Annotated in this window: 24 protein-coding genes; 21 read left to right on the plus strand and 3 right to left on the minus strand. The window is 71.8% G+C overall.

What is annotated here, in order from left to right; all coding sequences use genetic code 11:
* Window positions 1-47: 47 nt before the first annotated feature.
* The 3 genes from aceB to ADK67_RS33010 all read left to right on the plus strand — a co-directional run bounded on the left by aceB (window position 48) and on the right by ADK67_RS33010 (window position 3,312).
* Entirely contained in the window at window positions 48-1,580 is a 1,533-nt protein-coding gene (aceB, locus tag ADK67_RS33000) for a malate synthase A (RefSeq protein ID WP_053720473.1), read from the plus strand.
* Between the two features lies 1 nt (window position 1,581).
* The gene (locus tag ADK67_RS33005; protein ID WP_053720474.1) at window positions 1,582-2,778 is read left to right on the plus strand and encodes a DUF6986 family protein; all 1,197 of its coding nucleotides are present in this window, start codon (window positions 1,582-1,584) and stop codon (window positions 2,776-2,778) included.
* A gap of 75 nt (window positions 2,779-2,853) precedes the next feature.
* Window positions 2,854-3,312 (plus strand): Imm1 family immunity protein, encoded by a 459-nt coding sequence (locus ADK67_RS33010; RefSeq protein WP_053720475.1) that lies wholly within the window; start codon window positions 2,854-2,856, stop codon window positions 3,310-3,312.
* Between the two features lie 37 nt (window positions 3,313-3,349).
* On the opposite strand, the gene pucL is transcribed toward ADK67_RS33010, so the two are convergent.
* From pucL to uraD, 3 genes are read right to left on the minus strand one after another with little or no spacing between them, the layout of a single operon-like run.
* Window positions 3,350-4,228: a factor-independent urate hydroxylase gene (pucL, locus tag ADK67_RS33015; protein ID WP_053720476.1), complete on the minus strand. Its 879-nt coding sequence runs from the start codon at window positions 4,226-4,228 to the stop codon at window positions 3,350-3,352.
* 3 nt (window positions 4,229-4,231) lie between these two features.
* On the minus strand, window positions 4,232-4,549 hold the full coding sequence (locus ADK67_RS33020) for a hydroxyisourate hydrolase (RefSeq protein WP_053720477.1): 318 nt from the start codon (window positions 4,547-4,549) through the stop codon (window positions 4,232-4,234).
* On the minus strand, window positions 4,546-5,031 hold the full coding sequence (gene uraD, locus ADK67_RS33025) for a 2-oxo-4-hydroxy-4-carboxy-5-ureidoimidazoline decarboxylase (RefSeq protein ID WP_053720478.1): 486 nt from the start codon (window positions 5,029-5,031) through the stop codon (window positions 4,546-4,548). Before uraD ends, ADK67_RS33020 begins: the two co-directional genes overlap by 4 nt.
* A 157-nt stretch (window positions 5,032-5,188) precedes the next feature.
* On the opposite strand from uraD, the gene ADK67_RS33030 reads away from it, so the two are divergent.
* From ADK67_RS33030 to ADK67_RS33115, 18 genes are all read left to right on the plus strand, one after another.
* Window positions 5,189-5,950, plus strand: coding sequence for a hydroxypyruvate isomerase family protein (locus tag ADK67_RS33030; protein ID WP_053720479.1), 762 nt, complete (start codon window positions 5,189-5,191; stop codon window positions 5,948-5,950).
* A complete protein-coding gene (locus ADK67_RS33035; protein WP_053720480.1) occupies window positions 5,947-6,819 on the plus strand; it encodes a 2-hydroxy-3-oxopropionate reductase in 873 nt (290 codons plus the stop codon). The genes ADK67_RS33030 and ADK67_RS33035 overlap by 4 nt, the downstream gene beginning before the upstream one ends.
* Entirely contained in the window at window positions 6,819-8,534 is a 1,716-nt protein-coding gene (gene gcl / locus ADK67_RS33040) for a glyoxylate carboligase (protein WP_082404197.1), read from the plus strand. Before ADK67_RS33035 ends, gcl begins: the two co-directional genes overlap by 1 nt.
* Window positions 8,531-9,538, plus strand: a complete 1,008-nt coding sequence (locus ADK67_RS33045) for a glycerate kinase (RefSeq protein ID WP_053720481.1) — start codon at window positions 8,531-8,533, stop codon at window positions 9,536-9,538. The genes gcl and ADK67_RS33045 overlap by 4 nt, the downstream gene beginning before the upstream one ends.
* A 5-nt stretch (window positions 9,539-9,543) precedes the next feature.
* A complete protein-coding gene (gene allB, locus ADK67_RS33050; RefSeq protein ID WP_053720505.1) occupies window positions 9,544-10,836 on the plus strand; it encodes an allantoinase AllB in 1,293 nt (430 codons plus the stop codon).
* A gap of 25 nt (window positions 10,837-10,861) precedes the next feature.
* Complete coding sequence (gene alc, locus ADK67_RS33055; protein WP_053720482.1) at window positions 10,862-11,860, plus strand: allantoicase; 999 nt, start codon at window positions 10,862-10,864, stop codon at window positions 11,858-11,860.
* A gap of 124 nt (window positions 11,861-11,984) precedes the next feature.
* Complete coding sequence (locus tag ADK67_RS33060; protein ID WP_053720483.1) at window positions 11,985-13,520, plus strand: alpha/beta hydrolase; 1,536 nt, start codon at window positions 11,985-11,987, stop codon at window positions 13,518-13,520.
* A gap of 346 nt (window positions 13,521-13,866) precedes the next feature.
* Window positions 13,867-15,210, plus strand: a complete 1,344-nt coding sequence (locus ADK67_RS33065; RefSeq protein ID WP_053720506.1) for an ammonium transporter — start codon at window positions 13,867-13,869, stop codon at window positions 15,208-15,210.
* A complete protein-coding gene (locus tag ADK67_RS33070) occupies window positions 15,207-15,545 on the plus strand; it encodes a P-II family nitrogen regulator (protein WP_053720484.1) in 339 nt (112 codons plus the stop codon). Before ADK67_RS33065 ends, ADK67_RS33070 begins: the two co-directional genes overlap by 4 nt.
* 30 nt (window positions 15,546-15,575) lie before the next feature.
* Window positions 15,576-17,945, plus strand: a complete 2,370-nt coding sequence (locus ADK67_RS33075; RefSeq protein WP_053720485.1) for a [protein-PII] uridylyltransferase — start codon at window positions 15,576-15,578, stop codon at window positions 17,943-17,945.
* Between the two features lie 226 nt (window positions 17,946-18,171).
* Entirely contained in the window at window positions 18,172-18,714 is a 543-nt protein-coding gene (locus tag ADK67_RS33080; RefSeq protein WP_231648454.1) for an AAA family ATPase, read from the plus strand.
* A 55-nt stretch (window positions 18,715-18,769) separates the two neighbouring features.
* A complete protein-coding gene (ffh, locus tag ADK67_RS33085) occupies window positions 18,770-20,308 on the plus strand; it encodes a signal recognition particle protein (RefSeq protein WP_053720487.1) in 1,539 nt (512 codons plus the stop codon).
* A complete protein-coding gene (locus tag ADK67_RS33090; RefSeq protein ID WP_197289733.1) occupies window positions 20,305-21,381 on the plus strand; it encodes an amidohydrolase family protein in 1,077 nt (358 codons plus the stop codon). Before ffh ends, ADK67_RS33090 begins: the two co-directional genes overlap by 4 nt.
* Window positions 21,382-21,536: 155 nt before the next feature.
* Entirely contained in the window at window positions 21,537-22,247 is a 711-nt protein-coding gene (locus tag ADK67_RS33095) for a CPBP family intramembrane glutamic endopeptidase (protein WP_053720488.1), read from the plus strand.
* 9 nt (window positions 22,248-22,256) lie between these two features.
* Window positions 22,257-23,039: a CPBP family intramembrane glutamic endopeptidase gene (locus tag ADK67_RS33100; RefSeq protein WP_053720489.1), complete on the plus strand. Its 783-nt coding sequence runs from the start codon at window positions 22,257-22,259 to the stop codon at window positions 23,037-23,039.
* Window positions 23,036-23,803, plus strand: a complete 768-nt coding sequence (locus tag ADK67_RS33105) for a LamB/YcsF family protein (RefSeq protein ID WP_231648455.1) — start codon at window positions 23,036-23,038, stop codon at window positions 23,801-23,803. The genes ADK67_RS33100 and ADK67_RS33105 overlap by 4 nt, the downstream gene beginning before the upstream one ends.
* A 152-nt stretch (window positions 23,804-23,955) precedes the next feature.
* The gene (gene rpsP / locus ADK67_RS33110) at window positions 23,956-24,408 is read left to right on the plus strand and encodes a 30S ribosomal protein S16 (protein ID WP_053720490.1); all 453 of its coding nucleotides are present in this window, start codon (window positions 23,956-23,958) and stop codon (window positions 24,406-24,408) included.
* The gene (locus ADK67_RS33115) at window positions 24,405-24,644 is read left to right on the plus strand and encodes an RNA-binding protein (protein ID WP_015104447.1); all 240 of its coding nucleotides are present in this window, start codon (window positions 24,405-24,407) and stop codon (window positions 24,642-24,644) included. The genes rpsP and ADK67_RS33115 overlap by 4 nt, the downstream gene beginning before the upstream one ends.
* The last annotated feature ends 6 nt before the right edge of the window (window positions 24,645-24,650 follow it).

Below are 24,650 nucleotides of genomic sequence, written 5' to 3' on the forward strand. Positions count from 1 at the left end.
ACTATAGTCCGCGAAGTAGAAACCGACTCGGAACGAGGTGGGCTTCCATGTCCGGTGTTCGCGTCCTCGGTGGCGAAGTGGAGCGCGGGGACGAGATCCTCACGCCGGACGCGCTGGAGTTCGTGGCCGAGCTGCACCGCGTGTTCGCGCACGAGCACGCCGCCCTGATGCGCCGCCGCGCGGACCGCCGCCCGCTGGGCTTCCTGCCCGAGACGCAGGCGATCCGCGACGGTGAGTGGCGGGTCGCCGAGGCGCCCGAGCCGCTGCGCGACCGGCGCGTGGAGATCACCGGCCCGACCGAGCGCAAGATGACCGTGAACGCGCTGAACTCGGGCGCGAAGGTGTGGCTGGCCGACCTGGAGGACGCCAACACGCCGCACTGGCACAACGTCGTCTCCGGCCAGGTCAACCTCTACGACGCGGCCCGCGGCACGATCGACCACACCTCGCCGGAGGGCAAGCACTACGCCCTGCGCGACGACGTGGCCCGGCCGGCGATCGTGGTCCGGCCGCGCGGCTGGCACCTGCCCGAGCGGCACGTCGAGGTCGACGGCAAGCCCGCCATCGGCGCGCTGGTCGACTTCGGCCTGCACTTCTTCCACAACGCCGAGCTGGGCAAGCCCTACTACTACCTGCCGAAGATGGAGAGCCACCTCGAAGCCCGGCTCTGGAACGACGTCTTCACCGCCGCCCAACGTCGGCTCGGCGTGCCGCACGGCACGATCCGCGCGACCGTGCTGATCGAGACGATCCCGGCCGCGTTCGAGATGGACGAGATCCTCTACGAGCTGCGCGAGCACGCGTCGGGCCTGAACGCGGGCCGCTGGGACTACCTGTTCAGCGCCATCAAGTACTTCCGCGACGCGGGCCGTGACTTCGTGCTGCCGGACCGCAACAGCATCACGATGACGGTGCCGTTCATGCGCGCCTACACCGAACTGCTCGTGCGCACGTGCCACAAGCGGGGCGCGTTCGCGATGGGCGGCATGGCGGCGTTCATCCCGAACCGGCGCGACCCGGAGGTCACCGCACAAGCGCTGGAGAAGGTGCGCGCGGACAAGACCCGTGAGGCGGACGACGGGTTCGACGGCTCGTGGGTGGCGCACCCCGACCTGGTGCCCGTGTGCCAGGGGATCTTCGACGACAAGCTGGGGGACAAGCCCAACCAGCTCGACGTGCTGCGGCCCGAGGTGTCCGTCACCGCCGAGCAGCTGCTGGACTTCACGTCGGCGGGCGGCAGCGCGACCCGGGCGGGCCTGGAGTCGGCCGTGGACGTCGGCGTGCGGTACCTGCTGTCCTGGCTGGGCGGCAACGGCGCGGCGGCGATCCACAACCTGATGGAGGACGCCGCCACCGCCGAGATCTCCCGCTCGCAGCTGTGGCAGTGGGTGCACAACGACGTCGTGCTGGACGACGGCACACCGGTCACCGCCGAGCTGGTGCGCACCGTGCTGGCCCAGGTGAAGGACAAGCTCGACGGCGAGCACCTCGACGTGGCCGTGGAGCTGTTCGAGCGGGTCGCGCTGTCCGACGAGTTCGTGGACTTCCTGACCCTGCCCGCCTACGAGCGGATCGGCTGACGTGCCGCGCACGTCGTTGTCGGCCGACGCGGTGCGCGCGGTCACGGCCCGGCTGTCCGATGTGGAGCTGCGCGCGCCGGCGGGTCGCCAGCCCGTGCACACCTGCTACGTGCCCGCCGACCGGGTGAGCCCGTCCACGCCCGGCGACTGGGGCGCGCAAGCGCTTGCGGCGCTGGCCGAGCACGCCCCGGACGGCTTGGCGGACGTGCTCGGCCTCGCGCCGGACGTGGCGGAGGTCGTGCACGGGCGGGTGCGGGCGAAGCTGGGCGCCGAGCCGGTGGAGGACCTGCGGATCGACTTCGAGGACGGCTACGGCGCCCGTTCCGACGCGGAGGAGGACGCGGACGCCGAACGCACCGCGCTCGTGGTGCGGGACTGGCTCCGGGACGGCACGGCGCCGTCGCGCTTCGGGCTGCGGATGAAGTCGTTCGACACGAGGGCGACGCGCGAGCGCGGCATCCGGACGCTGGACGTCTTCCTCACCGCGCTGGGCGGGGCGCCCGACGGGTTCGTGATCACGTTCCCGAAGGTCACCTCGGTGGCGCAGGTGGAGGTGTTCGGCGACGTGCTGGACCTGTTCGGGCTGCCGCTGCGGTTCGAGATCCAGGTCGAGACGACGCAGTCGATCGTCGACCGCGAGGGCAGGCTCGCCCTGCCGCGGTTCATCGAGGCGGGCCGCGGCCGGGTCACCGGGCTGCACTTCGGCACGTACGACTACACGGCGGGCTGCGGTCTCGGCGCGGCGCACCAGCACCTGGCGCACGGCGCGTGCGACTTCGCCCGCAACGTCATGCAGGTGTCCGCGGCGGGCACGGGCGTCGCGCTGTCCGACGGGTCCACCAACGTGCTGCCGGTGGGCGACGACGTGCACGAGGGCTGGCGCACGCACTACCGGCTGGTGCGACGGTCGTTGGCGCACGGCTTCTACCAGGGCTGGGACCTGCACCCGGCGCAGCTGGTGACCAGGTACGCGGCCGTGCACGCGTTCTACCTGGAAGGCGTGGACGCCGACGCGCGCCGGCTCAAGGCGTACGTGGCACGGGCCGGCGGCTCGGTGCTGGACGAGCCCGCGACCGCGCAGGCGCTGTCCACGTCCTTCATCCGCGCCTTGGACTGCGGTGCCCTGGACGAGGATGAAGTCCACCGCGCGACAGGACTCACCGTGACCGATTTGCAGGCTCTAGCCAGAAGAGAGTGATCGTGGCATCGCTGGATGGGGTGATCCTCGAACCGGCGAAAGGCCGAATCACGCGACACCGGTCAGGGTGGGTCCATGACCATGCGGGCCGGGTTGTGGACCGGGCTGCCGGACCTGGAGCGGGCGGAGTTCCGCTACCAGGTGGTGGCGTGCGCGGCGGACGTGGACGTGCTCATCGCCGCCTTGGCGCGGCCCGAGTGCAATGACGGGATGCTGGAGCACTTCGGCCGCGCCCCGGACGCCGAGGGGGAGAGCGACCACAACCTGGTGCTCGCCGTCCGCGGCGCGTGGGGCTACCTCAACTACGTGGACGACGAGTTCACCGGCTGGCCGAAGGGCGTGCCCGACGCGCCGTACGTGGACGAGACCTACACCGACTTCCCGCCGGGCGTGGCCGTGCCGCTGACGACGTACCGCGAGATCCTGCTGGAGTTCATGTTCACCGCCCGCCGGCCCACCGTGGTGGAGTGGTACGAGGAGGCCGACCTGTTCCACGCCTGGCGGCTGCAACGCATGGCCCTGCACAAAAAATGACCGTGCTCCCAGGCGAGGGAGCACGGTCGTCGACGGCTCAGAACGCGGGCAGGGTGTGCCAGGCCGACCCGGCGTCCTCGGCGTCGTCACGCAGCACGGAACCCTCGATCAGCCCGTACGGCCGGTCGGCCGCGTAGAACACCTCGTTGTCGTTCTCCAGCCCGAACGGCGTCAGGTCCACCGCGAAGTGGTGCTTGTTCGGCATCGACAGCCGCACCTCCGCCACCTCCGGCCGGGCCCGCAGCACCGCTTCGCCCATCGCGTACAGGGTCTGCTGCAACGACAGGCTGTGCTTGGCCGCGAACGTGGCCAGCAGCAGCCGCCGGATCTCGGTGAAGCTCTTCGCCCAGTCGATCCCGTCGCCTTGATAGCGCCACCGCGCCGTCACGGACGTGGCCAGGATCCGGTCGTAGGTCTCCTTCAACGTCGTGTACTCGTCACGCGGGAAGCCGTGGAACTCCGACCCGGTCGACTTGAGCACCACCATGTCCCGCACGCCCGACACCACCCACGCGCGCTCGCCCTCGACGGTCACGGCGGTCGTCCGCTTCTCGTTGCCACCTTGCACGAACGAGTGGTCGTTGCCCTCGATGCGCTCCCACGCGTGCTCGTCGATCAGCACGCGGGCGCCGGTGATCGCCTCCTGCGACGAGACGAAGTGCCGGCCCAGCCGCAGCGCGAAGTCCTCGATCTCGCCGACCGGCGCCTGCTTGGCGAAGGCGTAGACGGTGTTCTTCTGCGTGTCGGTCGCCAGCACCTTGGAGTTGTCGCCGGTCAGGTGGGTGTCCGCCAGGTCGCCGCGCAGGGAGGTGCCGACCGTGAGGTCCTTGATCGTGTGCACGGCGCCGTTGCGGGTCACCGTGACGAGGCGGTTCTCCGCCTTCCCGTACTGGTTGGGCCCCAGGACGATGGCCATCGGTCAGCTCCCTCGGTAGGTCGTGAAGGCGAACGGGCTCAGCAGGATCGGCACGTGCAGGTGCCCCGGGTCGCCGGTGGCCCGGAACGCGACGGTGATCTCCGGGTAGAACGGCGTGTCGACGTCGAACGTGAGCCGGTGCACGCCGGGCGACAGCTCCCGCGCGAACCTCAGCCGGCCGTCGTCGTCGGTGACGCCCTCGGCCAGCACCTCGCCGTCGCGCTCCAACCGGACCGGCACGCCGACGCGGGGTCGACCGGCCTCGGCGTCGAGCACGTGGGTGGACAACGTCGTCGTGCCGGGGGTCGTGCCCGGGGTCATGACAGCACCTTCCTCAGCCGCAGCGCCGCGATCTTCGCCAGCTCCCGGTTCACCACGCGCAGTTCCACGTCCGGCGGGTTGTCCATCCGGGCCGCCAGGTCGGCCAGCAGCTGTTCGCCGCTCAACCCGGTCGCGCACACCAGGTAGATGTGCCCGAACCGGTCCTCGTAGGCGGCGTTGGCGGCGAGCAGCCGTTCGGCGAGGGACGCGGTGACGCCGGACTGCTCGTCGGCCGACCACTTCGCGGACACCCCGCCTCCCGCGGCCTGCTCGCCGATGCGCGGGTGGCCGCCGATGGCGGCGTGGACCTCGTCGTCCGTCAGGTCCGCGTGCCGGTCCGAGGCGGCGAGCAGCGCGTCCACGTCGGCGTAGGGGCGGTCGGCGAGCAGCGCGTCGACCCAGCGCGGCACCGCGAGGCAGTCGGTGAGCAGGGGCCGGAGCTCGGCCGCGGGCGCGGAGTTGAACCCTTCCAGATCGGGCACGAAGGCTCCCTTTTTCTGTATCGCGGAATCCCGTTTCCGCAAGGAGGGACGGTACGAGCGCCCTCCGAGCGTGTCAACAGTCTTGCGCCGCCGTCGAGAACCCGCCTACTCTCTCGATGTACGGAAGTTAGCTTCCGCATCGTGGAAAGAAGGTCTGATGCGTTACGACGTCAACCTGTCGATCCTGTTCACCGACCTGCCGGTGCTGGAACGACCCGCCGCGGCCCGGGCGGCCGGGTTCGACGCGGTCGAGTTCTGGTGGCCGTTCGCCGAAGCCGTGCCGCCGTCCCGCGAGATCGAGGCGTTCGAGGCGGCCGTCACCGACGCGGGCGTGCGGCTCGTCGGGCTCAACTTCTTCGCGGGCGACCTGGCCAGCGGCGACCGCGGCCTGCTCGCGTGGCCGGGCAGGCAGTCCGAGTTCCGCGCCGGCGTGGAGATCGCGGCCGGCATCGCGGGCCGGCTCGGCTGCCGCGCATTCAACGCCCTGCACGGCAACTTCCCCACCACGGACACCGCCCTGGACAACCTCGCGCACGCCGCCGACGTGGCCGCCGAGATCGGCGCGGTCGTCCTGGTGGAGCCGCTCTCCGGCGCGCCGGAGTACCCGCTGCGCACCGCCGCGGACGCGCTGGAGGTCATCGACCAGGTCGACCGCGCCAACGTGGCGCTGCTGGCCGACCTCTACCACCTCGCGGTCAACGGCGACGACCTCGACGCCGTCGTCTCCGACCACGTGGACCGCATCGGCCACGTGCAGATCGCCGACGCGCCGGGCCGCGGCGAGCCGGGCACGGGCGACCTCGACGTCTTCGGCTACCTGGCGAAGCTCGAGGCCAACGGCTACCAGGGCTACGTGGGCCTGGAGTACCGGGCGACGACCGGCGGCTTCGACTGGCTCCCCGAAGGAGGGCGGTCATGAGCAGGATCGGGTTCATCGGCCTGGGCATCATGGGCACGCCGATGTCCGCGCACCTGGTCGCCGCGGGCCACCGGGTCACCGGCTTCGACCTGAGCCGGGACGCGCTCGCCAAGCTCACCGCGGCGGGCGGCACGGCGGCGGCGAGCGCGCGTGACGCGGTGGCGGACGCCGAAGTCGTCATCACCATGCTGCCGAACCACCCGCAGGTGGAAGACGTCGTCCTCGGCACGGTCCTCGACGCCGTCGACCGGGGCACGCTCCTGATCGACATGAGCACCATCCGCCCGGAGACGTCCCTCGCCGTGGCCGAGGAGGGCGCGAAGCGGGGCGTGCGCGTGCTCGACGCGCCGGTGTCCGGCGGTGAGACCGGCGCGAAGCAGGCCACGCTGTCGATCATGGTCGGGGGTGACGAGGCCGACTTCGCCGCCGCACGGCCCGTCCTCGACGTCCTGGGCAAGACCGTCGTCCACGTCGGCCCGCACGGCGCGGGCCAGGTGGTGAAGGCCGCGAACCAGCTCATGGTCGGCGGCATCTACGCCCTGGTCGCCGAGGCGATCGTGCTGCTGGAGGCGTCCGGGGTGGACGCCAAGGCCGGCTTGGACGTCCTCGCGGGCGGACTGGCCGCCAACCGGATCCTGGACCTCAAGCGCGACACGATGATCGCGCGCGAGTTCCAGCCGGGTTTCCGCGTCGACCTGCACCACAAGGACATGGGGATCGCGCTCGCCGCGGCCCGCCAGGTCGACGTCGCGCTACCGGTGACGGGGCTGATCGCCCAGCTCATCGCGTCCGGCCGGGCACAGGGGTACGGATCCCTCGACCACTCGGCGTTGTTGAAGGTCATCGAGAACCTGTCCGGGAGGGCCTGATGGCTCGGATCCCCGTCATGCAAGCGGTCGTGGAAGTCCTCAAGAGCGAGGGGATCGACACGGTCTTCGGCTGCCCGGGAGCGGCGATCCTGCCGCTCTACAAGGCGATGGAGGAAGACGGCACGATCGAGCACCTGATCGTGCGGCACGAGGAAGGCGCCACGCACATGGCCGACGGGTGGTCGCGCACGACCGGCAACGTCGGCGTGGCCATCGGCACGTCCGGCCCGGCCGGCACCAACATGATCACCGGCCTCTACACCGCGCAGGCGGACTCGGTGCCGATCCTGTGCATCACGGGCCAGGCGGCGACGTCCAAGTTGCACCAGGAGGCGTTCCAGGCCGTCGACATCGTGGCCGTCGCCGCGCCCGTCACCAAGTGGGCGGTGCAGGTCAAGGAGGCCGCGCAGGCGCCGTGGATCTTCCGGGAGGCGTTCCGGATCGCCCGGTCCGGCCGGCCGGGCCCGGTGCTGATCGACCTGCCGATCGACGTGCAGAAGCAGGAGATCGAGTGGGACCACACCATCGACGCGCCGCTGCCCGTCACCCGGCCCGAACCGCACCCGGCCCGCGTCGCACGGGCGCTGGACATGCTCCTGGCCGCCGAACGTCCGCTGCTGCTCGCGGGCGGCGGCGTGATCCTCGCCGAGGCGCACGAGGAGCTGCTGGCGCTGGCCGAGCACCTGAACGTGCCGATCCAGGCCACGTTGATGGGCAAGGGCGCGATCGACGAGGACCACCCGTTGTACGCGGGCATGACCGGCATCCAGACGTCGCAGCGGTACGGCAACGCGTCGTTCCTGGAGAGCGACCTGGTGGTGGCGCTCGGCGCGCGGTTCGGCGACCGGCACACCGGTGACCTGGCGACCTACCGGGGCGGGCGGAAGTTCGTCCACGTGGACGTCGAGCCGACCCAGATCGGCAAGGTCTTCGGGCCGGACCTCGGCGTGGTGTCGGACGTGAAGGCGTTCCTGCGGGCGCTGCTCGCCCTGGCGAAGACCCGGACCGGCCCGCGTCCGGACAACGCCTGGACGGCGCGGACCCGTGAGCTGAAGGCGACCCTGCTGCGCCGGGAGGACTTCGACACCGTGCCGGTGAAGGCGCCGCGGGTGTTCAAGGAGATCAACGAGTTCTACGGCCCGGACACCTACTTCGTCACGGCCATCGGCCTGTACCAGATCTGGTCGGGGCAGCACCAGAAGGCGCACAAGCCGCGGCACTACCAGGTGTGCGGCCAGGCGGGCCCGCTCGGCTGGGAGATCCCGGCCGCGATCGGCGTGAAGAAGGCGCTGAAGACCACCGACCCGTCGGCCGAGGTGGTGGGGATCGTCGGCGACTACTCGTTCCAGTTCCTGGTGGAGGAGCTGGCCGTGGGCGCCCAGTACGACGTGCCGTTCGTGCTGATCATGCTGAACAACGAGTACCTGGGCCTGATCCGGATGGCCGAGGACCACGGCGGCTACGACATGGAGTACGAGGTCGACCTCCACTACGACACCGTCGGGTCGGACAACGTGAAGATCATGGAGGCCTACGGCTGCTCCGGCACCAGGGTCACCGAGCCGGGGCAGATCCGGGAGAGCCTGGAGTGGGCGCGCAAGGAGGCCGAGCGCACCAGCCGCCCCGTCCTGGTCGAGATCATGATCGAGCGCCAGGGCAACACCGCCAACGGCACGTCTATCGCGTCGGTGAAGGAGTACGAACCCCTTCCATGACCGGTCACGTCGTCGTCGCGCCCGACAAGTTCAAGGGCACGCTCACCGCACCACGCGTGGCTGCCGCCGTCGCGCGCGGTCTGCGGGACGTGGTGCCCGACCTGGACGTGCGCTGCCTGCCGGTGGCCGACGGCGGTGACGGCACAGTGGACGTCGCCGTTGCCGCCGGGTTCGTCCGGGTCGGCCGGTGGGTCACCGGACCGGTCGGCGCGCCGGTGCCGGCGAGCTTCGCGGTGCGCGGCGACACGGCGGTGGTCGAAGTGGCCGCGGCCTCCGGCCTGGCCCTGCTGGACCGTCCCGCGCCGCTGGCGGCGACCAGCAGGGGCACCGGCGAGCTGCTGCGCTCCGCCCACGACCTGGGGTGCCGGCGGATCATCCTGGGCGTGGGCGGCAGCGCGTGCACCGACGGCGGCAAGGGGATGCTCGACGGCCTGGGCGACCGGGACCTGCGTGACGTCGAGCTGATCCTCGCGACCGACGTCGACAACCCGCTCCTCGGGCCGCACGGCGCGGCAGCCGTCTACGGCCCGCAGAAGGGCGCGACCCCGCGTCAGGTCGAGGAGTTGGAGGCACGCCTCCGGGACTGGGCCGACGAGATCGGCCCGTCCTGGGCCGACCACCCGGGCGCGGGCGCCGCCGGCGGCATCGGGTTCGCCGCGCTGGCCGTGCTCGGTGCGACCAGGCGGCCGGGCATCGACGTGGTGCTCGACCTGGTCGGGTTCGCCGACCACCTGCCCGGCGCCCGGCTGGTGATCACCGGCGAGGGCTCGCTCGACCACCAGACCGCGCACGGCAAGGCGCCGGCGGGCGTGGCGCGGGCGTCAGGTGGCGTGCCCGTGGTGGCGGTGGCCGGCCGGTGCGCCGTCGACCCCGCCGACCTGGGCATCGACGCCGCCTACGCGCTGCTGGACGTGGAGCCCGACCTGCGGCGCTGCCTGACGTCCCCGGAACCCGTCCTGCGCCGTCTGGCCGGTCGCATCGCCGTCGACCGGCTGGGAGAGTGACCCGCATGGACCTGGTGCTGCGCGCTGCCCGAGTGATCACCCCGGACGGTGAACGCCGTGCCGACGTCGGCGTCGCGGACGGTCGGGTCGTCGCGGTGGCCGACCACCTGGACGCCGAGACCGTCGTGGTGCTCGCCGACGACGAAGTCCTCCTCCCCGGCCTGGTCGACACGCACGTCCACGTGAACGAACCGGGCCGCGGCGACTGGGAGGGCTTCGAGACCGCGACCAGGGCGGCGGCGGCCGGCGGCGTCACGACCATCATCGACATGCCGCTCAACAGCCTGCCGCCGACGACCACCGTCGCCGCGCTGGAGGCCAAGCGGGAGGCGGCGCGCGACAAGGCGCACGTCGACGTCGGCTTCTGGGGCGGCATCGTGCCGACGAACCTGGACGACCTGGAGGAGCTGCACGACGCCGGCGTGTTCGGCTTCAAGTGCTTCCTGATCCACTCGGGCGTGGACGAGTTCCCGCACGTCACCGAGGACCAGCTGAGAGCGGCCCTGCTGAGGCTGCGCGACCGCGACGCCCTCACGATCGTGCACGCCGAGGACCCGCACGAGGTCACCGAGTCCGGTCCGGGCTACCGGTCCTTCCTCGACTCCCGGCCGCACCGGGCCGAGCAGCACGCCATCACGACCGTGGTCGACCTGGCCAACGAGACCCGCGCCAGGCTGCACGTGCTGCACCTGTCCAGCGGCGAGGCGGTGCGGCAGGTGCGGACCGCCAAGGGGCTCGGGCTGCGGCTGACCGCCGAGACGTGCCCGCACTACCTGACGTTCGTCGCGGAGGAGATCGGCGACACCGCCACGGAGTTCAAGTGCTGCCCGCCGATCCGCGACGCGGCCAACCGCGAGCAGCTCTGGCACGCGCTGGGCGACGGCCTGATCGACCTCGTGGTCACCGACCACTCGCCGTGCACCCCGGAGCTGAAGCGGGGCGACTTCGCCACCGCGTGGGGCGGCATCGCGAGCCTGCAACTGGGCCTGTCCGCGGTGTGGACCCAGGCCAGGCAACGCGGGCACGCGCTGACCGACGTGGTCCGGTGGATGGCCACGAACCCCGCCGACCTGGTGGGCCTGGCCGCGAAGGGCCGCATCGCGCCCGGCGCGGACGCCGACTTCTGCGTGTTCGCGCCGGACGACGCCTTCGTGGTGGACCGCGCCGCGCTGCGCCACCGCAACCCCGTCACGCCGTACCACGGCCGTCCGCTGGCGGGCGTGGTGCGGCAGACGTGGCTGCGCGGGCGGCCGATCGACGACCGGCCGCGCGGCCGGTTGCTGAGCAGCCTCGGCTGAGCCGGGGACCGGACAGAGGAGACACATGGCGGAAGTCCCCGGCTGGACCCGACTGCCCGACCTGGCCTGCCGCTCGGTCGGCGGCAGCGTGGTGTGGGCGAACGACGAGCTGTTCGCCGAACGCGAGAACCTGATCCGCAAGCCCGAGCCGGTGTACCAGACGTACACGTTCGGGCACAAAGGCCAGGTCTACGACGGGTGGGAGACGCGGCGCCGCCGGGACAGCGGGGTGGACCAGGCGATCGTCCGGCTCGGCCTGCCGGGCGTGATCAAGGGCGTCGTGGTCGACACCGCGTTCTTCACGGGCAACTACCCGCCGTTCGCGTCGGTCGAGGCGACGTCCGCCACGGGCTACCCGGCGCCCGACGAGCTGGCCGGCTGGGAGACCGTGGTGCCCAAGTCGCCGCTCGGAGGCGACCGCAAGCACTACTTCGAGGTGTCCGCGCACCGCCGGTACACGCACGTCCGCCTCACCATCCACCCGGACGGCGGGGTGGCCAGGCTGCGCGTGTTCGGCACGCCAGTCGCGGACCCCGACCTGATCGTGCCGGACGCGCTCGACCTGGCCGCGTTGGAGAACGGCGCGTCGATCACGGGGTGCAGCAACATGTTCTACAGCGACCCGGCCAACCTCATCGCGCCCGGCCAGGCCACGGTCATGGGCGAGGGCTGGGAGACCGCGCGCCGGCGTGACGACGGCAACGACTGGGTCGAGGTGGAGCTGGCCGCGCCGGGCGTCATCCGGCTCGCGGAGCTGGACACCAGCCACTTCAAGGGCAACGCGCCGGGCTGGGCGTCGGTCCGGGCCCGTGACGCGCGCACCGGCGCGGAGTTCGACGTGCTGCCGCGCACCCGGCTGCAGCCCGACACCCGCCACCGCTTCCGCGTCGAGGGCGCCGCCGAGGCCACGCACGCGCGGCTCGACATCTACCCGGACGGCGGGATGGCCCGGCTGCGGCTGTTCGGCGGGCTGACCGCCGACGGCCTCAGGGTGATCACCCAGCGCTTCCAGGACTTGCGCTGAAAGACGCGGAGGTTGTCAGCCCTTGGGCTGATCACGGGTGAGACTTCAGTCGGTTGTGGTGCCCTCCAGGGCCCTGGGAGCCTGCGGATTCCCGATTGGGTGAACAGGAACTAGGGAGGAACCTGTGCGACCGATCATCAGGGCGCTCGGCGGTGTTGCCACCGCGTTGGCGCTCGTAGTGGGCACGACGTCGTTGGCGTCGGCCGAAACGGAGCCTGCGGCGCAAGGCGCGGGCAAGATCGACTGGCAGCCGTGCCCGGAACTGGCCGAGGTGGAGTGCGGCACGCTGAGCCTGCCGATCGACTGGGCGAACCCGCGCGGTGAGAGGTTCGACCTCGCCGTGGCCCGCCGCAAGGCCACCGACCCGGCCAAGCGGATCGGGGTCATGGTCCTCAACCCCGGCGGTCCGGGCGGCTCGGGCGTGAACTTCGCCCTGGGGGCGGACGGCTACTTCAGCCCGGAGGTGCAGCAGCGCTTCGACCTCATCGGCTTCGACCCGCGCGGCGTCGCCCGCAGCCAACCCGTGCAGTGCTCGGTCGACGTGCTGAGCGCACAGCCGTCGATCTACCCGACCGACCAGCGGGGGTTCGACGCGCTGGCCGCGTACAACCGCGAGCTGGCCGCCGACTGCCGGAAGCACAGCGGCCCGATCTACGACCACGCCGACACCGGCGCCGTGGTCAAGGACATCGACGCGCTGCGCAAGGCCCTCGGCGAGTCCAAGATCAACTACTACGGCCTGTCCTACGGCACGCTCATCGGCCAGCAGTACGCCGAGGAGTTCGGGCGGAACATCCGCGCCATGGTGATCGACTCCAACATGGACCACAGCCTCGGCACGTGGCGGTTCAACGAGACCGAGGCCGAGACCGCCGAGGACTCGTTCCGCGAGTTCGTGAAGTGGTGCGACCGCACCGAGTCGTGCGCGCTGCACGGCCAGGACGTGGCGAAGGTGTGGGACGACCTGCTGGCCCGCGCCGACCGGGGCGAGATCGCCGACCCGCTCGACCCCGACCGCAAGGTGACCGCCGACGACATCATCGGCGCCGCGTTCGGCGCGTTCTACGGCCCGCAGTGGCAGGAGCTGTCCGACTTCGTGGTCGAGCTCGGCGCGGGCACGTCGGTGAAGTCCTTCGCGGCCGAGGAGACCGCGCGCAACCCGTTCCCGGCCGTGTTCTGCCAGGACTGGGCGATCCGCGTGCAGGACCACCGCCAGTTCTCCGCCCTGGTCGACCGCGCCAACCAGCTCGCGCCGCACATGCGCGGCTCGTCGCTCGGGCACCGCGCGATGGCGGGCTGCGTCGGGCTGCCGGAGCAGGTCAACAACCCCCAGCACCGGCTCCGGATCAAGCACGCGCCGAAGATCCTCATGCTGAACGCGCTGCACGACCCAGCCACCGGGTACGAGTGGGCCGCCAACGCCCACCGGCAGAGCCGCGACACCACGGTCCTGCTGACCTACGAGGGCTGGGGCCACGGCGTCTACGACCGCAGCGACTGCACGCGCGGCGCGACGGACGACTACCTCCTCAACCTGAAGACCCCGCGCCCCGGGGCACGGTGCGCGGCCGTCGAGCCCGCGCCGCAGTCGGTCGCGTCCCTCGACGCGAAGCCCGTCCCGGCGGGCCCGACCCCGGCCATCCCGGGCTGGCTGAAGTAGCGGTCCGGGGCCGCCTCCGCCACCCGGTGGGGGCGGCCCCGGCCGGTCTGGCAGGCTCGGTGACGATCACGCGTGGCACGACGCCGACCGCCGGTGACCCAGCGTCGTCGAGGGCTCCCACCGGATCACACGAACCACCGCAAAGGCGAGTTGCGCTCGCACGGTCCGTCACCGGAAATTCCGCGGTGACCCCGCCGGATCGCGGGTGGAACTGCCCGGTTCAAGCCCGCGAAACGTGGCCGTAACACCAGGGCCGGGACAGTTCACCTGCACGAAACCTGAGGCGCAACCGCGTGAAACAGGACATACCGATGCTCCCTGCAACCGACGTGCAGTGGAGGTCGACGTGGATACAGGGGACACCGCCTGGGTGCTCACCAGTGCCGCACTGGTGCTGTTGATGACGCCGGGACTTGCCTTCTTCTACGGGGGCATGGTCCGGTCGAAGAGTGTGCTCAACATGATGATGATGAGCCTGGGCGCAATCGCCGTGGTCGGTGTGCTCTGGGTGCTGGTCGGCTATTCGATGGCGTTCGGCACCGACGTCGGCGCCGGTCTGCTCGGCAAGCCGTTCGAGTTCTTCGGCCTCGACGGCCTGCTCGGCAAGGAGTCGGCGTTCGGGACCATCCCGACCACCGTCTTCGTCGCGTTCCAGGCGATGTTCGCCATCATCACGGTGGCGCTCATCTCCGGCGCGATCGCCGACCGGGCGCGCTTCGGGCCGTGGCTGCTGTTCGCCGGCCTGTGGGCCGTGCTGGTGTACTTCCCGGTCGCGCACTGGGTGTTCGACTTCGACGGCAAGGACGCTGACGGCAACGTCGTCGACGCGGGCGGCTGGATCGCCAACAAGCTGCTCGCCATCGACTTCGCGGGCGGCACCGCCGTCCACATCAACGCCGGTGCGGCGGGCCTCGCGCTGGCGCTCGTCCTCGGCAAGCGCGTCGGTTGGCCGAAGGACCGGATGAAGCCGCACAGCCTGCCGCTGGTCGTGCTGGGCGCGGGTCTGCTGTGGTTCGGCTGGTTCGGCTTCAACGCGGGCTCCGCCGTCGCCGCGAACGGCACCGCGGGCGTCGCGTTCATCAACACCCTGGTCGCCACCTGCGCCGCGATGCTCGCCTGGCTGGCCGTGGAACGCGTCCGCGACGGCAACGCCACCACGCTCGGCGCCGCGTCCGGCATCGTCGCGGGTCTGGTCGCCATCACCCCGGCGTGTTCCTCGGTCACGCCGGTCGGCGCCATCGCGATCGGCGCGATCACCGGCGCCCTGTGCGCCCTGGCGGTCAGCCTGAAGTACCGCTTCGGCTTCGACGACTCGCTCGACGTGGTCGGCGTGCACCTGGTCGGTGGCCTCTCCGGCACGATCCTGATCGGCTTCTTCGCCAGCTCCGCCGCCCCGGCGGGCATCGACGGCCTCTTCTACGGTGGCGGCGTGGACCAGCTGTGGCGGCAGGCCGTCGGCGCGCTGGCCGTGCTCGCCTACTCGTTCGTGCTGAGCCTCATCCTCGGCTACCTCGTCAAGCTCACCGTCGGCTTCCGCGCCGACGAGGAGGCCGAGGTCGCCGGCATCGACGAGGCCGAGCACGCCGAGACGGCGTACGAGTTCGGCAGCGGCATCGGCGCCCGTGGCGGCAGCAAGCCCAGTGTCGCCGCCGGCGCCACTTCGGTCCTCGAGGGGAGCAACAAGTCATGAAGTTGGTCACCGCGATCATCAAGCCCTTCACCCTGGACGACGTGAAGGCGTCCCTGGAGCAGCTGGGCGTGCTGGGCATGACCGTCAGCGAGGTCCAGGGGTACGGCAGGCAGAAGGGCCACACCGAGGTCTACCGCGGCGCCGAGTACGCCGTGGACTTCGTGCCCAAGCTGCGCATCGAGGTCCTGGTGGACGACGCCGCCGTGGAGAAGACCCTCGACGCCGTCGTGGAAGCCGCCCGCACCGGCAAGATCGGCGACGGCAAGGTCTGGGTGACCCCGGTCGAGACGGTCATCCGGGTCCGCACCGGGGAGCGCGGCTCGGATGCCCTATAGGGATCCGAAGTAGGAATGGGAGACGGCCGTATGGATAACGCCGAGGCGGCCGTCGTCACGGCGGACGACCTGGTGCGAGCACGCGATCGGCTGCTCGCGCCAGGTCGGCGCCGTTTGACGGGGGAAGCGCTGCGCGAGGCGCTGGTGGACCTGCACGAGTTCTGGCTCACCGCGCACGCCTCGCAGGCGGGCGTCGGCGGGCCGGGCGGTGGGGTCGCACTGGTCGCCGTGGGGGGTTTGGGCAGGCGAGAGCTGGTGCCCTATTCCGATCTGGACCTGCTCCTGGTGCACAACGGGCACAAGGGCGTGGACGAGATCGCCGAGAAGCTCTGGTACCCGCTGTGGAACTCCGGCATCGGCCTGGACCACTCGGTGCGCACGGTCGGCGAGGCGCTGCGCGTCGCCGCCGGTGACCTGCGCACCGCGTTGGGGCTGCTGGACATCCGCCACATCGCGGGCGACCAGGAGATCAGCCAACGACTGACCGACAGCTCTCGGCAGGCGTGGCGCACGGGGGTCCGCACGCGGCTGGACGAGATGGCCGAGTCGGCGTCGCGGCGCTGGGCGCGCAGCGGCGAGATCGCGCACCGCGTCGAGCCCGACCTCAAGCACGGCCGCGGCGGGCTGCGCGACGTGACGCTGCTGGACGCGTTGAGCGCGGCGCAGCTGACCGACCGGCCGTCCGCCGAGGTCAACGAGGCGCGCAAGCTGCTGCTGGACGTGCGCACCGAGCTGCGCCGGGTGGCGCGCAAGCCGCGCGACGTGCTCCGCGCGCAGGACGGCGACGAGGTCGCCACCGCGTTGGGCCTGCAGGACCGCTTCACGCTGGCCCGTTCGATGTCGTCCGCCGCGCGCACGATCGTCTACGCCGTGGACGTGGCCATGCGCACGGCGCGTGCCGCGGTGCCCAAGCGCGGACTGGGCGTGTTCGCCCGTTCCCCGCTCAGGCGCGCCCCGGCCAGGCGTCCGCTGGACGAGGGCGTCGTGCTGCACGGCTCCGAGGTGGCGCTGGCCCGTGACGCGGTGCCCAGCCGTGACCCGGCCCTGCTGCTCCGCGTCGCCACGGCCGCCGCGCGCAGCAAGCACCCGATCGCCGCGGGCACGTTGGCCAAGCTCGCCGACTCGGCGCCGGAGCTGCGCCAACCGTGGCCGAGGGAGGCTCGCGAGGAACTGCTGGCCCTCCTGGGCACCGGCACGGGCCTGGTCGACGTGGTCGAGGCGCTGGACCGCACCGGCCTGTGGGGCAGGCTCTTCCCCGAGTGGGGCGCGGTGCGCGACCTGCCGCCCCGCGACGCCGCGCACACCTGGACCGTGGACCGCCACCTGGTGCAGGCCACCGCGCACGCGGCCCGCCTGGTGACCAGGGTGTCCCGGCCCGACCTGCTGCTGCTCGGCACGCTGGTGCACGACATCGGCAAGGGCAGGCAGGCCGACCACTCGGAGGTCGGCGCGGCGCTCACCACGCAGATCGCCGAACGGCTCGGCCTGTGGCCGCAGGACGTGGCCACCCTCACCGCGCTGGTGCGCCACCACCTCCTGCTGCCGCACACGGCGACCCGCCGTGACGTGGAGGACGAGGCCACCGTGCGCCGCGTGGTCGACACCCTCGGCGGCGACCCGGTGCTGCTGGAGCTGCTCTACGCGCTGGCCGAGGCCGACGCCGTGGCCACCGGGCCGGGCGTGTGGTCGGACTGGAAGGCCGCGCTGGTCAGAGACCTGGTCGCGCGCTGCCGCACGGCGATGGCGGGCGACCCGCTGCCCAAGCCGGAGCCGCTGGACCAGCGCCAGCAGGACCTCGCGCGGGCCGTGCTGGACAGCGGGAAAGCGGACGTGCTCATCGACCCGGGCGACCACGCGGCCACGGTCACGGTGGTCGCGCCCGACCGGCCGGGGCTGCTGTCGCGGGCCGCGGGCGTGCTCGCGCTCAACTCCCTCGAAGTGCACGCCGCGACCCTGCGCTCCCATGAGGGCGCGGCGGTCGACGTGTTCACCGTGTCACCCCGGTTCGGCTCGCTGCCGGACGTGACGCTGCTGCGCGAGCAGCTCACCAGGGCGTTGGACGGCTCCCTCGCGCTGGCCGACAAGCTCGCCGCGAAGGAACGCGACTACGGCGGCCCGCCGCAGGACCCGCCGCCGCCGAAGGTGCTCTGGTTCGACGACGAGTCGACCGGCGCGGTGGTGCTGGAGCTGCGCGCGGCGGACCGGATCGGGCTGCTGCACCACGTCGCGGACGCGTTGGAGCAGTCCGGTGTGGACATCGTGTGGTCGCGGGTGTCCACATTGGGCTCCACGGTGGTGGACTCGTTCGCCATCACGATGCCGCGAGGTTCGGGCGCCGGGAGCGTGGGCGCCGACCAGCGGCGTCGGATCGAACGGGCCGTGCTGCTGGCCGCGCGCTGAGGTTGCGTAGGTCTACGCACAACCGATCAGGGTGCTCACGCTGCCGGTGGACCCCCGTGCCGGGGCAAGCTCCTACTCGTGGCACGGGGGGACCCGCGTGGACCGGGGGGCACCGGCGGGGACAACGCCACCGCGTGGTCGGGTGCGGCCTATCGAGGGGTTGGGCCGCTCCCGATCACGCCGGGGAACTCGTGGTCGTCCGAAACGTCTCTTTAGTATGGATGCGATGACCGCTGTCGCCGTGAGGCCGCGCTCGCTGGTCGTGCTGGCCGGACTGCCGGGAGCGGGTAAGTCGACGCTGCTCGCCGCCGCCGACACGGACGGCGCGCCCGCCGTCGTGCTGGATTCCGACCAGGTGCGCACCAGACTCCGCGCCTTCTTCCCCGAAGCCCTGCCGTACCGCTTCTTCCGCCCGTTGGTGCACCTCGTGCACCGCGCCCGCATCGTGTGGTTCGCGATCACCGCGGGCGGTCTCCTGCTCGTCCACGAACCGTCCACCCGCCCGACCACGCGTGCCGGCCTGGTGGCCGTCGGCGTGCTCACGAACCGGCCGCGGCACTTCCTGTGGCTGGACGCGAGCCCGGAGGAGGCGATGTCCGGCCAGGTCGAGCGGGGCAGGCTGATCCGGTCGCGGTCGTTCACCCGGCACGTGCGCCGCGCGGCCCGCTTGCGCACCCGGTTCGCCGCGGGCGTGCCGCCGCGCGGCTGGCAGGGCCTGACCCTGCTGACCCGGCGCGACCACCTGCGCCTGTCGGTGACGCCGGCGTGAACGGCTACCCTGAGTACGAGGAACCCACCGACGACGTGCGAGGTCTGGCGGCATCGTGTTCAACACCCTTTCCGACCGGCTCACCTCGGTCCTGCAGAACCTGCGGGGCAAGGGGCGGCTGTCCGAGGCCGACATCGACGCGACCGCGCGCGAGATCCGGGTCGCGCTGCTGGAGGCCGACGTCGCGCTGCCCGTGGTGCGCACGTTCATCGCGAAGGTCAAGGAGCGCGCCAAGGGCGCCGAGGTCAGCCAGGCGCTGAACCCGGCCCAGCAGGTCGTCAAGATCGTCAACGAGGAGCTGGTCGGCATCCTCGGCGGGGAGACCCGCAGGCTCAACCTGGCGAAGAACCCGCCCAGCGTGATCATGCTCGCGGGTCTCCAGGGCGCCGGTAAGACCACCCTGGCGGGCAAGCTCGCCAAGTGGCTCAAGGGCCAGGGCCACACCCCGATGCTGGTGGCGTGCGACCTCCAGCGCCCCAACGCGGTGACCCAGCTGCAGGTGGTCGGCGAGCGCGCGGGCGTGCCCGTGTTCGCGCCCGAGCCCGGCAACGGCGTGGGCGACCCGGTCGACGTGGCCCGCAAGGGCATCGAGGAGGCCAAGCGGGCCCAGCACGACATCGTGCTGGTCGACACCGCGGGCCGCCTCGGCGTCGACGAGGAGATGATGCGCCAGGCCGTCGACATCCGCGCCGCCGTGCAGCCCGACGAGGTGCTGTTCGTGGTCGACGCGATGATCGGCCAGGACGCGGTGAACACCGCCACGGCGTTCCAGGACGGCGTCGGCTTCACCGGCGTGGTGCTCACCAAGCTCGACGGCGACGCCCGCGGTGGCGCCGCGCTCAGCGTGCGCGAGGTCACCGGCCAGCCCATCCTGTTCGCCTCGAACGGGGAGAAGCTGGAGGACTTCGACGTCTTCCACCCGGACCGGATGGCGAGCCGGATCCTGGGCATGGGCGACATGCTCACCCTCATCGAGCAGGCCGAACAGGCGTTCGACGCCGACCAGGCCGAGGCCGCCGCGGTCAAGATGGGCTCCGGCCAGCTCACGCTCGAGGACTTCCTGGAGCAGATGCTGGCCCTGCGCAAGATGGGCCCGATCGCGAACCTGCTCGGCATGCTGCCGGGCGCGGGCCAGATGAAGGACCAGCTGGCCAACCTCGACGAGCGGCACCTCGACCGGGTGCAGGCGATCATCCGGGGCATGACCCCGGCCGAGCGCGACGACCCGAAGATCATCAACGCGTCCCGCCGGCTGCGCATCGCCAACGGCTCGGGCGTCCGGGTCAGCGACGTGAACGACCTGGTCAACCGCTTCTTCGAAGCCCGCAAGATGATGAGCCAGATGGCCGGCCGCTTCGGCCTGCCGGGCGGCGGCGGCAAGAACACCCGCAAGGGCAAGGGCAAGAAGGGGAAGAAGGGCAAGGGCCGCGGCCCCACGCCGCCGAAGGTCCGCGGCGGGTTCCCCGGCATGCCCGGCATGATGCCCGGGATGCCACCCCAGGGCGGCGGCGGTCACGCGCTGCCACCGGGGCTCGGCGGCTTCGACCAGCTCCCACCCGGCTTCGACCCGTCGAAGCTGAAGTTCGACAAGTGAGCGGCCTGCACCTGCGGGGCGTGGTCCTCCCCGAGGGCGGCGACCCGCAGGACGTCTGGGTGGTCAACGGGCGGATCCGCACCAAGCCGGTGCCGGGCGCGACGACCGTCAGCAGCGCCGGCTACCTGGTGCCCGGCCTGGTCGACGCGCACTGCCACGTCGGCCTGGGCGCCAAGGGCGCGGTCGATCTGCCCGAGGCGGTAGACCAGGCCCTGACCGACCGGAGCACGGGCACGCTGCTCATCCGGGACTGCGGCTCGCCGCTGGACACGCGCCCGTTGCAGGAGCGCCTCGACCTGCCCCGGATCATCCGCGCGGGCAGGCACCTGGCCAGGCCCAAGCGGTACATCAAGTACCTGGGCGTGGAGATCGAGGACCCGGCCGACCTGCCGTCCGCCGTGGCCGAGCAGGTCGCCGCCGGCGACGGCTGGGTGAAGCTGGTCGGCGACTGGATCGACCGGGAGACCGGCGACCTCGCGCCGCTGTGGACCGAGGACGTGCTCACCGAGGCGATCAAGGTCGCGCACGAGGGCAAGGCCAGGGTCACCGCGCACGTCTTCGGCGAGGACGCCCTGCCCGCCCTGCTCAACGCCGGCATCGACTGCATCGAGCACGGCACGGGCCTGACCGACGACACGATCGCGCAGATGGCCCGCAACGGGACCGCGCTGGTGCCCACGTTGATCAACATCGAGAACTTCCCCGCCATCGCGGCCGGCGCGGACAAGTACCCGACCTACCAGAGCCACATGCGGCACCTGCACGCGCGCAACACCGCGACCATCGCCAAGGCGGTCGAGGCGGGCGTGCCGGTGTTCGCGGGCACGGACGCGGGCGGCGGCATCGAGCACGGCCGGATCGTGGACGAGATCAAGGCGCTGCACGGCGTCGGCATGAGCCCGGTCCAGGCGCTCGCCGCCGCCTCCTGGGCCGCTCGCGAGTGGCTCGGCTTCCCGTCGCTGACCGAGGGCGCCGCGGCCGACGTCGTGGTCTACGAGCGCGACCCGCGTGAGGACCTGGACGCCCTGCGCCACCCGAAGCTGGTCATGCTGCGCGGCCGAATCCACGCCTGACCTCGACGGGCCCGTTCGGCGGCGGTAGGAAATCCGTGATCGGGCCACGTGACGAGGAGTTCTTCCGCCAGTCGAAGGGCGTGCTGCCGCCGTCAGGGTGATCTTGAACGGCCTCGGGGCGCACTCCGGCCCACCGGACCACTACGTTCGGACGAGTGGAGGAACAGCAGGACCAGGACACCGGCCGGGCGCACTGGGGTTTCCTGGCGTTCTTCACCGGGCTCGGCGGCTACCACCTCGCCATCCTGGTCTTCACCGCCGCGACGGCCGACCGCTTCGCCGAGGTGGACGTCACCGATCCGCCGGTGCTCGGCCCGCTCCTGCTGCTGGTCTTCCTGCCCAACGTCCTGCTCGGCCTCGGCCCCGTCGTCATCTCGTGGTACCGGGGCGACGGGCCCAACAAGGACTTCGGCCTGTGGCCCACCCTGCGCGACCTGAAGGTGGGCCTGGCCGCCGGCGGCGCGGCCCTGCTGGCCGCCTGGCTCATCGGCGCGCTGCTGCTGCGCATCAACCCGGACCGGTCCAGCTCGCTGGACGAGATCGAGGCGCTCTCCGGCGGCCGCACGGTCTGGCTGGCCGCCGCGGCGCTGTTCGTCTTCCTCGGCGCGCCGCTGACCGAGGAACTCCTCACCAGGGGCGCGCTGTGGCAGGCGCTGGCCCACTACCGGATACCCAGGATCGCGATCCTGGCGCTCACCGCCGTCGTCTTCGCGTTCCTGCACGAGGAGAGCTGGCGCGTGCTCGGCCTCTTCGCGCAAGGGCTGGCCATCGGCGCGGCCCGCATGATCACCGGCCGGGTGGCCGCCAGCGTGGTGGCCCACGCGACGAACAACCTGCTGCCCGCCGTCTACCTCTACACCGGCTGACTAGGGTGGATGGCTGTGACACGACCGGATGAACCGCCTCCAGGGCTGATCGCCAGCGTCCGCGCGGTCGGACGGGAGCCGGAAGCGGTGCACGCCGGCCAGCGGTGGGGCTTCGGCGCGTTCCTGCTCGTCGAGGCGGTCTTCATCCTCAGCGCGGTGTTCATCACGGCGGTGGCCCGCACGTCGGGCACGGACATCGGCTCGTCGGTGAGCTTCGTCCTGATCGGCTCGATGGTGCCGACGGTGCTGGCCGCCTCGGTCGCGATCGCCATCACCTACCTGCGCGGCAACGGCCCGTTCCGGGACCTGCGGCTCGCCTGGGACTGGGCGGACGTCAAGGTGGGCCTCAAGCTGGGCGCGCTCGGCCTGGTGCTCACCTACGTGGCCGCGGTGATCTGGTCGAGGGTGGTCGGCGACCAGAACGCCACCTCCGCGATCGGCGAGCTGGTGGACGGCGCGGGCCTGCCGCTCGCCGCCGCCGTGGCGATGTTCGTCTACGTGTGCTTCCTCGGTCCGGTGTGCGAGGAGGTGATCTACCGCGGCCTGCTGTGGGGTGCGATCGAGCGGCAGCGGTGGAGCCGGTGGGCGGCGTTCGTGCTGACCACGTTGATCTTCGCGGCCAGCCACCTCGAACCGCTGCGGACGTCGCTGCTCATCGTCATCGCGCTGCCCATCGGCATCGCCCGCCTCATCACCCGCAGGCTCACCGCGAGCGTGGTGGCGCACGTCATCAACAACTTCCTGCCCGGTCTGACCCTCCTGCTCGTCTCCGTCGGGGTGATGCCCGCGTGAACACCCGCGCGATCGATCTCAACAGCGACCTCGGCGAGGGCTTCGGCATCTGGCGCCTCGGCGACGACGAAGCCCTGCTCGGCATCGTGACCAGCGCGAACGTGGCCTGCGGCTTCCACGCGGGCGACCCGTCGACGATGCGCCGGGTGTGCGGCCAGGCGGCGGGCGCGGGCGTGGCGGTCGGCGCCCAGGTCTCCTACCGCGACCTGGCGGGCTTCGGCCGCCGGTTCATCGACGCGGACCCGGCCGAGCTGGCCGACGAGGTGCTGTACCAGATCGGCGCGCTGGACGCGTGCGCCAAGGCGGCCGGCACGGCGGTCGAGTACGTCAAGCCGCACGGCGCGCTCTACAACGCCACCGTGCACCACGACCGGCAGGCGCAAGCCGTGGTGGACGGCGTGAAGGCGTTCGGCGACCTGCCCGTGCTGGGGCTGCCCGGCTCGCGCCTGCTCCACCACGCCGAACGGGCCGGCCTGCGCCCGGTGCGCGAGGCGTTCGCCGACCGCGCGTACACCCCCGAGGCCACCCTCGTGCCGCGCACCGCGCCGAACGCCGTCCTGACCAGCACGGACGCCGTCCTGGCGCAGGTGCTGAGGCTCGCCGAACGCGGTGAGCTGATCGCCGCGGACGGCTCCGTGCTCAAGGTGGAGATCGACTCCATCTGCCTGCACGGCGACACCCCGGGCGCGGTCGAGCACGCGACGAAGATCCGCGCGGCGCTGGCGGACGCGGGTGTCCCCGTGGCCCGATTCGTGGTCCGGTAGACCTGTCTGGCAGAATGGTTGGTTGTTCGCCGAGGTCGGTCCCTCTCACCGTGCCATGGCGCCCCAGACACCTGGGCTTTCACCACCCGTGCCCCACTCGGGTGAGGACTGCCCGCACCTGAGCACACAGAGCACGAGGAGCACCCACACCCGTGGCCGTCAAGATCAAGCTTCAGCGGCTTGGCAAGATCCGTCAGCCGTACTACCGGATCGTCGTCGCCGACGCCCGCGTCCGCCGCAGCGGCAAGGCCATCGAGACGATCGGCAAGTACCACCCCAAGGAAGAGCCGTCGTTCATCGCGGTGGACAGCGACCGCGCGCAGTACTGGCTGGGTGTCGGCGCGCAGCCGACCGAGTCGGTCCAGCGCCTGCTCGAGATCACCGGTGACTGGCAGAAGTTCAAGGGCCTCCCGGGCGCCGAGGGCACGCTGAAGGTCAAGGAGCCCAAGACCAGCAAGGCGGAGCTGTTCGCCGCCGCGCTGGCCGCCGCGGGCGACGCGCCGTCCACCGAGGCGACCACCCCGAAGAAGAAGTCGGCCAAGAAGGACGACGCCAAGAAGGCTGACGCCGAGGCCGCTCCCGAGGCTGCCAAGGACGAGGCGTGAGCTTGTTGGCTGACGCCCTCGAACACCTCGTTCGGGGCATCGTCGACCACCCGGACGACGTCCGGGTGAACCTGGTCACGACTCGACGTGGTCGCACGCTCGAGGTGCACGTCCACCCGGACGACCTCGGCAAGGTGATCGGCCGCAGCGGTCGCACCGCGACCGCCCTGCGCACCGTGATGGCCGGCATCGGTGGTCGTGGCGTGCGCGTCGACGTGGTCGACACCGACCGCTGAACGCGC

This window comes from Saccharothrix sp. NRRL B-16348, assembly GCF_001280085.1.
In the GTDB taxonomy this organism is placed as follows: domain Bacteria; phylum Actinomycetota; class Actinomycetes; order Mycobacteriales; family Pseudonocardiaceae; genus Actinosynnema.

What these genes read in the sequence shown, in the direction of transcription:
- aceB (WP_053720473.1), top strand. Translation starts at nt 48, where the DNA reads ATGTCCGGTGTTCGCGTCCTCGGTGGCGAAGTGGAGCGCGGGGACGAG.
- ADK67_RS33010 (WP_053720475.1), top strand. Translation starts at nt 2,854, where the DNA reads ATGACCATGCGGGCCGGGTTGTGGACCGGGCTGCCGGACCTGGAGCGG.
- pucL (WP_053720476.1), bottom strand. Translation starts at nt 4,228, where the DNA reads ATGGCCATCGTCCTGGGGCCCAACCAGTACGGGAAGGCGGAGAACCGC.
- ADK67_RS33020 (WP_053720477.1), bottom strand. Translation starts at nt 4,549, where the DNA reads ATGACCCCGGGCACGACCCCCGGCACGACGACGTTGTCCACCCACGTG.
- ADK67_RS33030 (WP_053720479.1), top strand. Translation starts at nt 5,189, where the DNA reads ATGCGTTACGACGTCAACCTGTCGATCCTGTTCACCGACCTGCCGGTG.
- ADK67_RS33035 (WP_053720480.1), top strand. Translation starts at nt 5,947, where the DNA reads ATGAGCAGGATCGGGTTCATCGGCCTGGGCATCATGGGCACGCCGATG.
- gcl (WP_082404197.1), top strand. Translation starts at nt 6,819, where the DNA reads ATGGCTCGGATCCCCGTCATGCAAGCGGTCGTGGAAGTCCTCAAGAGC.
- ADK67_RS33045 (WP_053720481.1), top strand. Translation starts at nt 8,531, where the DNA reads ATGACCGGTCACGTCGTCGTCGCGCCCGACAAGTTCAAGGGCACGCTC.
- allB (WP_053720505.1), top strand. Translation starts at nt 9,544, where the DNA reads ATGGACCTGGTGCTGCGCGCTGCCCGAGTGATCACCCCGGACGGTGAA.
- alc (WP_053720482.1), top strand. Translation starts at nt 10,862, where the DNA reads ATGGCGGAAGTCCCCGGCTGGACCCGACTGCCCGACCTGGCCTGCCGC.
- ADK67_RS33070 (WP_053720484.1), top strand. Translation starts at nt 15,207, where the DNA reads ATGAAGTTGGTCACCGCGATCATCAAGCCCTTCACCCTGGACGACGTG.
- ADK67_RS33075 (WP_053720485.1), top strand. Translation starts at nt 15,576, where the DNA reads ATGGATAACGCCGAGGCGGCCGTCGTCACGGCGGACGACCTGGTGCGA.
- ADK67_RS33080 (WP_231648454.1), top strand. Translation starts at nt 18,172, where the DNA reads ATGACCGCTGTCGCCGTGAGGCCGCGCTCGCTGGTCGTGCTGGCCGGA.
- ADK67_RS33100 (WP_053720489.1), top strand. Translation starts at nt 22,257, where the DNA reads ATGGCTGTGACACGACCGGATGAACCGCCTCCAGGGCTGATCGCCAGC.